This is a genomic window from Streptacidiphilus carbonis (assembly GCF_000787775.1).
Classification (GTDB): domain Bacteria; phylum Actinomycetota; class Actinomycetes; order Streptomycetales; family Streptomycetaceae; genus Streptacidiphilus; species Streptacidiphilus carbonis.
This window is the reverse complement of sequence record NZ_BBPM01000004.1, coordinates 84,411-92,865: the sequence shown is the minus strand read 5'-3', so window position 1 is coordinate 92,865 and position 8,455 is coordinate 84,411. Positions and strand designations below refer to the sequence as shown.

Sequence of the window (8,455 nt, the reverse complement as noted above, 5' to 3'; positions counted from 1 at the left end):
CGACGGGAGGGGGGTTGGCTCGGCGGCCATCCCGAGCTGGGTCTGATCACCCGTCGCTACCTGGCCCGCCGGTGGTCGCTGGCGCGCAGCGCGATGGAGCGGCTGGAGCTGGCCCGGCTCGCCGAGGCCGACGACCGCGAGCTTGAGGAGATCGACAACGCCGTCCCCGAGGTGGAGACGGAGGCCGAGGAGGTCGAGGAGAAGCCGACCCCGCTGGCCGTCCAGCGCCGCACCGCCGTCGTCGAGGCGCTGCGTGCCGCCGGGGCGACCCGGGTGGCGGACCTGGGCTGCGGCGAGGGGAGCCTGGTCGGCGCCCTGCTCAAGGAGCCCCGGATCACCGAGGTGCTGGGCGTGGACGTGTCCTCGCGCGCCCTGGCCATCGCCGCGCGCCGGCTGCACCTGGACCGGATGTCCGAGCGCCAGTCCGCCCGGGTCCGCCTGGTCCAGGGCGCGCTCACCTACACCGACGCCCGGCTGACCGGCTACGACGCCGCGGTGCTGTCCGAGGTGGTCGAGCATGTCGACCCGCCCCGGCTGCCCGCGCTGGAGTACGCCGTGTTCGGCGCGGCCCGTCCCGGCACGGTCGTGGTGACCACGCCGAACGCCGAGTACAACGTCCGCTGGGAGTCCCTCCCGGCCGGACACGTCCGCCATGCCGACCACCGCTTCGAGTGGGACCGGGCCGAATTCAGGGCCTGGGCCGACCAGGTCGCCGAGCGCTACGGCTACACCGTCGGCTTCGCCCCGGTCGGCCCCGACGACCCCGAGGTCGGTCCGCCGACCCAGCTCGCCACCTTCACCCGCACCACCGTCACGACAGCACCTACTCCGGAAGTAGCCCCCCGATGAGCGACGAGACCACGGCGACCCCGCAGAAGCGCCGGCTCCCCGTGCCCGACCTGTCCCTGGTCGTGCTGGTCGGCACCACCGGCTCGGGCAAGTCCAGCTTCGCCGCCCGGCACTTCCTGCCCACCCAGGTGGTCTCCTCGGACCACTGCCGTGGCCTGGTCTCCGACGACCGCAACGACCAGTCGGCGACCAAGGACGCCTTCGACGTCCTCCACTACATCGCCGGAAAGCGCCTGGCCGCCGGCCGGCTCACGGTCGTGGACGCCACCAACGTCCAGCCCGAGGCCCGGCGCCGGCTGGTGGACCTGGCCCGGGAGTACGACGTGCTGCCGGTCGCCGTCGTACTGGACGTCCCGGAGCGGGTGTGCGCCGAGCGCAACGCGCTGCGTCCGGACCGGGCCGGCTTCAGCCCGCATGTGATCCCGCGTCAGCAGCGGGAACTGCGCCGCTCGCTGAAGTTCCTGGAGCGCGAGGGCTTCCGCAAGGTGCACCTGCTGCGCGGCGAGGCCGAGGTCGAGGCCGCCGAGATCGTCTACGAGAAGCGCTACAACGACCTGCGGCACCTCACCGGCCCGTTCGACGTCGTCGGCGACATCCACGGCTGCCGCTCCGAGCTGGTCACCCTGCTCGGCCGGCTCGGCTACACCGTCACCCGGGACGCCGAGGGCCGCGCAGTCGACGCCGCGCACCCGCAGGGCCGCACCGCGGTGTTCGTCGGCGACCTGGTCGACCGCGGCCCGGACACCCCGGGCGTGCTGCGGCTGGTCATGGGGATGGTCGCGGCCGGGCACGCGCTGTGCGTCCCCGGCAACCACGAGAACAAGCTCGGCCGCGCGCTCTCCGGACGCAAGGTGACGGTCAGCCACGGGCTGCAGGAGTCGCTGGACCAGCTCGCCGCGGAGCCGGCCGGGTTCGTCACCGAGGTGCGCGCCTTCATCGACGGGCTGGTCAGCCACTACCTGCTGGACGACGGCCGGCTGGTGGTCTGCCACGCCGGGCTGCCCGAGAAGTACCACGGCCGCACCTCGGGCCGGGTCCGCTCGCACGCGCTGTACGGGGACACCACCGGTGAGACCGACGAGTACGGGCTGCCGGTGCGCTATCCGTGGGCCGAGGAGTACCGGGGCCGCGCCCTGGTCGTCTACGGCCACACCCCGACGCCCACCGCGAACTTCGTCAACAACACCATCTGCCTGGACACCGGCGCGGTCTTCGGCGGTTCCATGACCGCGCTGCGCTACCCCGAGCGGGAGCTGGTCGAGGTCGAGGCCGAGCAGGTCTGGTACGAGCCGGTGCGCCCGCTGATCACCGACGCCCCGGGGGCACGCGAGGGCCGTCCGCTGGCACTGTCCGACGTCCAGGGCCGCCGGATCGTGGAGACCGCCAACCACGGCCGGGTCGCCGTCAAGGAGGAGAATGCCGCAGCCGCGCTGGAGGTGATGAGCCGCTTCGCGCTGGACCCGCGGCTGCTCCCCTATCTGCCGCCGACCATGGCCCCCGTCCCGACCTCATGCCGGGACGGCTGGCTGGAGCACCCCGAGGAGGCCTTCGCCGGCTTCCTCGCCGACGGGGTGCGCCAGGTGGTGTGCGAGGAGAAGCACATGGGCTCGCGCGCCGTGGTCCTGCTGGGCCGCGACGCGGACGGCGCCGCCCTGGAGAAGCGCTTCGGCGTGTCCACCGGCGGTGCGATCTGGACCCGCACCGGGCGGGCCTTCCTCGACGACGAGGCACTGACCTCGGCGGTCCTGGACCGGCTGCGCTCCGCGGCGGTCACCGCCGGGCTGTTCGACGAGCTCGGCAGCGACTGGCTGCTGCTGGACGCCGAGCTGATGCCCTGGTCGCTCAAGGCGCTCGGCCTGCTCAAGCGCCAGTACGCCGCGGTCGGTGCGGCCGCCGGGGCGGTTCTTCCCGAGGCCCTCGCCGCTCTGCACGCCGCTCGCGCACGCGGGGTGGAGACGGATGGGCTGACGGTCCGCCAGGAGGCCCGCCGGGCGGATGCCGCAGCCTTCACCGAGGCGTACCGGCAGTACTGCTGGCCGGTTGAGGGCCTGGAAGGGATCAAGCTGGCGCCGTTCCAGATCCTCGCCGCGGAGGGAGCCAACCTGGCGGTCCGTCCGCACGACCAGCATCTCGCCTGGATCGACGCACTCGTCGCAGCGGACGAGGCCGGGCTGCTCCGGCGCACCGGCCGACTGCTGGTCGACACCGCCGACGAGGAGTCCACCGCCGCCGCCGTGCGCTGGTGGGAGGAGCTGACCGCGGCCGGGGGAGAGGGCATGGTGGTCAAGCCGCTGGCCTCGCTGGTGCGTCCCGAGGGCGGACGGCTGGTGCAGCCCGGCGTGAAGGTCAGGGGCCGCGAGTACCTGCGGATCATCTACGGCCCCGACTACACCCTCCCGGCCAATCTCGACCGACTCCGCTCGCGCAGCCTGGGCCACAAGCGCTCGCTCGCCCTGCGCGAGTACGCCCTCGGCCTGGAGGCACTGGACCGCCTGGCCGGGGGCGAGCCGCTCTGGCGGGTCCACGAGGCGGTCTTCGCCGTACTGGCCCTGGAGTCGGAGCCGGTCGACCCCCGGCTCTGACCACTGCACGACGCACGAAGCACAGCGGACGACCCCAGCGAGGAGCAGCATGTCCGACTACCGCATCCACCTCGTCCGGCCCGAGGACGCCGAACAGGTCCGCAGCATGCGGCTGGCCATGCTCCAGGACACCCCGATGGCGTATCTGGAGACCTACGAGCAGGCAGTGGCCTGCACCGCGGCGGAGTGGACCGAGCGGGCCGGCCGGGGCACCCGCCCCGGCAGCACGTCCTACTCCGCCGTGGAGCGGGCCACCGGCGCCTGGGTCGGCGGGATGAACGGCTACGTCCCCGAGGACAGCCCGGACACCGCCTGGCTGGTCGGCGTCTGGGTGCACCCGGACCACCGCGGTGGCAGGCTCGGTGTCACCGACGCGCTGCTGGACGCCGTGACCGGCTGGGCCCGCGACTCCTCCGGGGCCTCGCGGCTGCTGCTGGAGGTGCACGAGTCCAACGCCCGGGCGATCGCCTACTACGAGCGCCGCGGCTTCGTCCGTACCGGAAGGACCGTCCCCTACCCGCTGGACCCCTCGGCCCAGGAGTACGAGATGGAGCTGCCGCTCCGGTGAGCCGAGGGGCATCTGAGGGGGCTGATCGCATATTCATGCCGAGCTGCGTATAGAATTGCTGAATCGGCCCGAATACCTCACCCGCCCCGTCACCCCAGGAGACCGCCATGGCCTTCAACCTTCGGCACCGGCACTTCCTCAAGGAGCTGGACTTCACCCCCCAGGAGTTCCGCTTCCTGCTCGACCTGTCGGCCCAGCTGAAGGCGGCCAAGTACGCGGGCACCGAACAGCCCCGGCTGCGCGGCAAGAACATCGCCCTGGTCTTCGAGAAGGGCTCCACCCGGACCCGCTGCTCCTTCGAGGTCGCCGCCGCGGACCAGGGCGCGCGCACCACCTACCTCGACCCCAGCGGCTCGCACCTGGGCGCCAAGGAGTCGATCAAGGACACCGCCAGGGTTCTCGGGCGCATGTTCGACGGCATCCAGTACCGGGGCCACGGCCAGCAGGTCGTCGAGGAGCTGGCCGCCCACGCCGGCGTCCCGGTCTGGAACGGGCTGACCGACGAGTGGCACCCCACCCAGATGCTCGCGGACGTGCTGACGATCCAGGAGCACAGCACCAAGCCGCTGCCCCGGGTCGCCCTCGCCTACCTGGGCGACGCCCGCAACAACATGGGCAACTCGCTGCTGGTCACCGGCGCGCTGCTGGGCATGGACATCCGGATCGTCGCCCCCGAGCAGCTCTGGCCGTCCGCCGAGGTCCGGGCCGAGGCGGCGGCCCTGGCCGAGCGCACCGGGGCGCGAATCACCCTCACCGCGGACGTCGCGAAGGGCGTGCTCGGCGCGGACTTCCTCTACACCGACGTCTGGGTCTCCATGGGCGAGCCCAAGGAGGTCTGGGCCGAGCGGATCGAACTGCTGACGCCGTACCAGGTCTCCATGGACACCGTCCGGGCCACCGGCAACCCGGCCGTGAAGTTCCTGCACTGCCTCCCGGCCTTCCACGACCTGGACACCGAGGTCGCCCGGCAACTGCACGCCAGCACCGGGATGACCGAGCTGGAGGTGACCGACGAGCTGTTCGAGTCCGAGCACTCGGTGGTCTTCGACCAGGCCGAGAACCGGCTGCACACCATCAAGGCGATCCTGGTCGCCACCCTCGGCGACTGAGTCCGACTGCCGCCGGTGCCGACTGCTGCCGACGTCGACTGCGGCGGGTACCGGCTGCCGCCGGTGCCCGCTGTCGCGTACCGGCCGTTACCGGCGCGTACCGGCCGTTACCGGCGCGTGCCGGCGGGTGCGGGGGGCTGCTTCCGCGCCGCCGGCCTCGCGCTGCTGACCACCGCGTAGACCATGTACAGCGGCACCGCGACCACCAGCAGCCCCAGCACCACCAGGAACCCGGTCAGGGCCACATCGCTGGTCACGTTCATGATCGTGCCCAGTGCGTCGCCGATGCCGTTCCACACGCTGCTCATGGGTGTCCCTCACGATCTCGTCACGGTGCGTCCGGACCACTCGGTTGTCACGGTACGCCCCGGCCTTCCGCTCAGCTCAGGGGCCCCGTGGTGAGGGTGTCCTTACTTCTCTGCGTCGGCGCGGATGCACTATGGTTATCTCGACATCAAGATATCCTCAGTGTGACCGCGCTGACGTCAACACCAGAGACACCAGGGAGACAGTCGTGTCCGCCAACAGCTTCGACGCCCGCAGCTCGCTGCAGGTGGGCGACGAGTCGTACGAGATCTTCAAGCTGGACAAGGTAGAAGGCGCCGAGCGCCTCCCCTACAGCCTGAAGGTGCTCCTGGAGAACCTGCTCCGCACCGAGGACGGCGCCAACATCACCGCCGACCACATCCGCGCGCTGGGCGGTTGGGACGCCACCGCCCAGCCCAGCCAGGAGATCCAGTTCACGCCCGCCCGCGTGATCATGCAGGACTTCACCGGTGTGCCCTGTGTCGTCGACCTGGCCACCATGCGCGAGGCCGTCAAGGAGCTCGGCGGCGACCCGGCGAAGATCAACCCGCTGGCCCCGGCCGAGCTGGTCATCGACCACTCGGTCATCGCCGACAAGTTCGGCACCAAGGACTCCTTCGCGCAGAACGTCGAGATCGAGTACGGCCGCAACAAGGAGCGCTACCAGTTCCTGCGCTGGGGCCAGACCGCCTTCGACGAGTTCAAGGTCGTCCCCCCGGGCACCGGCATCGTGCACCAGGTCAACATCGAGCACCTGGCCCGCACGGTCATGGTCCGCAACGGCCAGGCCTACCCCGACACCTGTGTCGGCACCGACTCGCACACCACCATGGTCAACGGCCTGGGCGTGCTGGGCTGGGGCGTCGGCGGCATCGAGGCCGAGGCCGCGATGCTGGGCCAGCCCGTCTCCATGCTGATCCCGCGCGTGGTCGGCTTCAAGCTCAACGGCGCTCTGCCGGCCGGTGCCACCGCCACCGACCTGGTGCTCACCATCACCGAGATGCTGCGCAAGCACGGCGTGGTCGGCAAGTTCGTCGAGTTCTACGGCGAGGGCGTCGGCTCCATCCCGCTGGCCAACCGCGCCACCATCGGCAACATGTCGCCGGAGTTCGGCTCCACCTGCGCCATCTTCCCGATCGACGCCGAGACCATCTCCTACCTGAAGCTGACCGGCCGCAGCGAGCAGCAGTTGGCCCTGGTCGAGGCTTACGCCAAGGCCCAGGGCCTGTGGCACGACCCGTCGGTCGAGCCGGTCTACTCCGAGTACCTGGAGCTGGACCTGGCCACCGTGGTCCCGTCGATCGCCGGCCCCAAGCGCCCGCAGGACCGGGTGGTCCTCTCCGAGGCCGCCGACAAGTTCCGCAGCGCCGTCCGCGACTACATCACCCTGGACGACGAGGCGGGCAAGGAGTCCTTCCCGGCCTCCGACGTCCCGGCCGGTGGCAACGGCATCCACAAGCCGACCCTGGTCACCGCCGCCGACGGCACCAGCTACGAGATCGACAACGGCGCGGTCGTGATCGCCTCGATCACCTCCTGCACCAACACCTCCAACCCCTCGGTGATGCTCGGCGCCGCCCTGCTCGCCAAGAAGGCCGTGGAGAAGGGCCTGCACGCCAAGCCCTGGGTGAAGACCACGCTGGCCCCCGGGTCCAAGGTCGTCATGGACTACTACGAGAAGGCCGGCCTGCTCCCCTACATGGAGAAGCTGGGCTTCAACCTGGTCGGCTACGGCTGCGTCACCTGCATCGGCAACTCGGGCCCGCTGCCCGAGGAGGTCTCGGCCGCCGTCAACGAGCACGACCTGGCCGCCGTCTCGGTGCTCTCCGGCAACCGCAACTTCGAGGGCCGGATCAACCCCGACGTCAAGATGAACTACCTGGCCTCGCCGCCGCTGGTGGTCGCCTACGCCATCGCCGGCAACATGAACGTCGACATCACCCGGGACGCCCTGGGCACCGACGCCGACGGCAAGCCGGTCTACCTGGCCGACATCTGGCCGACCGAGCAGGAGATCGCCGAAGTCGTGGCCTCCTCGATCGACCAGTCCATGTTCACCAGGGACTACGCGGACGTCTTCGCCGGCGACCAGCGCTGGCAGTCGCTGCCGATCCCCACCGGCAACACCTTCGAGTGGGACAGCGAGTCCACCTACGTCCGCAAGCCCCCGTACTTCGAGGGCATGGCGCACGAGCCGAGCCCGGTCGTGGACATCGCCGGCGCGCGGGTGCTGGCCAAGCTGGGCGACTCGGTCACCACCGACCACATCTCCCCGGCCGGCAACATCAAGCCGGGCACCCCGGCCGCGCAGTACCTCACCGAGCACGGTGTGGAGAAGCGCGACTTCAACTCCTACGGCTCGCGCCGCGGCAACCACGAGGTGATGATCCGCGGCACCTTCGCCAACATCCGGCTGCGCAACCAGATCGCGCCCGGTACCGAGGGCGGCTACACCCGCGACTTCACCCGGTCCGCTGAAGGTGACGGAGGGGCGCCGGTGTCGTTCATCTACGACGCCGCGCAGAACTACCAGGCGGCCGGCGTCCCGCTGGTGATCCTGGCCGGCAAGGAGTACGGCTCGGGCTCGTCCCGCGACTGGGCCGCCAAGGGCACCGCGCTGCTGGGCGTCAAGGCCGTGGTCGCCGAGTCCTACGAGCGCATCCACCGCTCCAACCTGATCGGCATGGGCGTGCTGCCGCTGCAGTTCCCCGAGGGCGCCAACGCCGACAGCCTGGGCCTGACCGGCGAGGAGACCTTCTCCATCACCGGCGTGACCGCGCTCAACGACGGCGGCATCCCGGACACCGTGAAGGTCAAGGCGGGCGACATCGAGTTCGACGCCAAGGTCCGCATCGATACCCCCGGTGAGGCCGACTACTACCGCAACGGCGGCATCCTGCAGTACGTGCTGCGGTCGCTCATCGCCAAGTAGCAGCAAGCAAGCAGCAACAAGGCAGTACCCGTAGCACCCGCCTGAGACAGCAGTGCCCCCGCCGGAACCCCGGCGGGGGCACTGCTGTTTCCTCTTCACCTCTTGTGCT

General features: G+C 70.9%; 6 protein-coding genes. 5 read left to right on the top strand and 1 reads right to left on the bottom strand.

Going from position 1 to position 8,455, the window contains the following annotated elements; translation table 11 throughout:
• The 4 genes from TR46_RS04420 to argF all read left to right on the top strand — a co-directional run.
• Positions 1-849, top strand: an 849-nt coding sequence (locus TR46_RS04420; RefSeq protein WP_063770523.1) for a 3' terminal RNA ribose 2'-O-methyltransferase Hen1, incomplete at its 5' end; no start/stop codon positions are given.
• Positions 846-3,431: a polynucleotide kinase-phosphatase gene (locus TR46_RS04415; RefSeq protein WP_042393717.1), complete on the top strand. Its 2,586-nt coding sequence runs from the start codon at positions 846-848 to the stop codon at positions 3,429-3,431. The genes TR46_RS04420 and TR46_RS04415, both read left to right, overlap by 4 nt.
• Before the next feature lie 49 nt (positions 3,432-3,480).
• Positions 3,481-3,999 (top strand): GNAT family N-acetyltransferase, encoded by a 519-nt coding sequence (locus TR46_RS04410; RefSeq protein ID WP_042393714.1) that lies wholly within the window; start codon positions 3,481-3,483, stop codon positions 3,997-3,999.
• A 107-nt stretch (positions 4,000-4,106) separates the two neighbouring features.
• Entirely contained in the window at positions 4,107-5,108 is a 1,002-nt protein-coding gene (gene argF, locus TR46_RS04405; RefSeq protein WP_042393711.1) for an ornithine carbamoyltransferase, read from the top strand.
• Positions 5,109-5,215: 107 nt separating this feature from the next.
• On the opposite strand, the gene TR46_RS04400 is transcribed toward argF, so the two are convergent.
• On the bottom strand, positions 5,216-5,416 hold the full coding sequence (locus TR46_RS04400; RefSeq protein WP_042393708.1) for a hypothetical protein: 201 nt from the start codon (positions 5,414-5,416) through the stop codon (positions 5,216-5,218).
• Between the two features lie 206 nt (positions 5,417-5,622).
• Here TR46_RS04400 and acnA point away from each other — a divergent pair, with 206 nt between their 5' ends.
• Positions 5,623-8,346, top strand: coding sequence for an aconitate hydratase AcnA (gene acnA, locus TR46_RS04395; RefSeq protein WP_042393706.1), 2,724 nt, complete (start codon positions 5,623-5,625; stop codon positions 8,344-8,346).
• Positions 8,347-8,455: the final 109 nt, after the last annotated feature.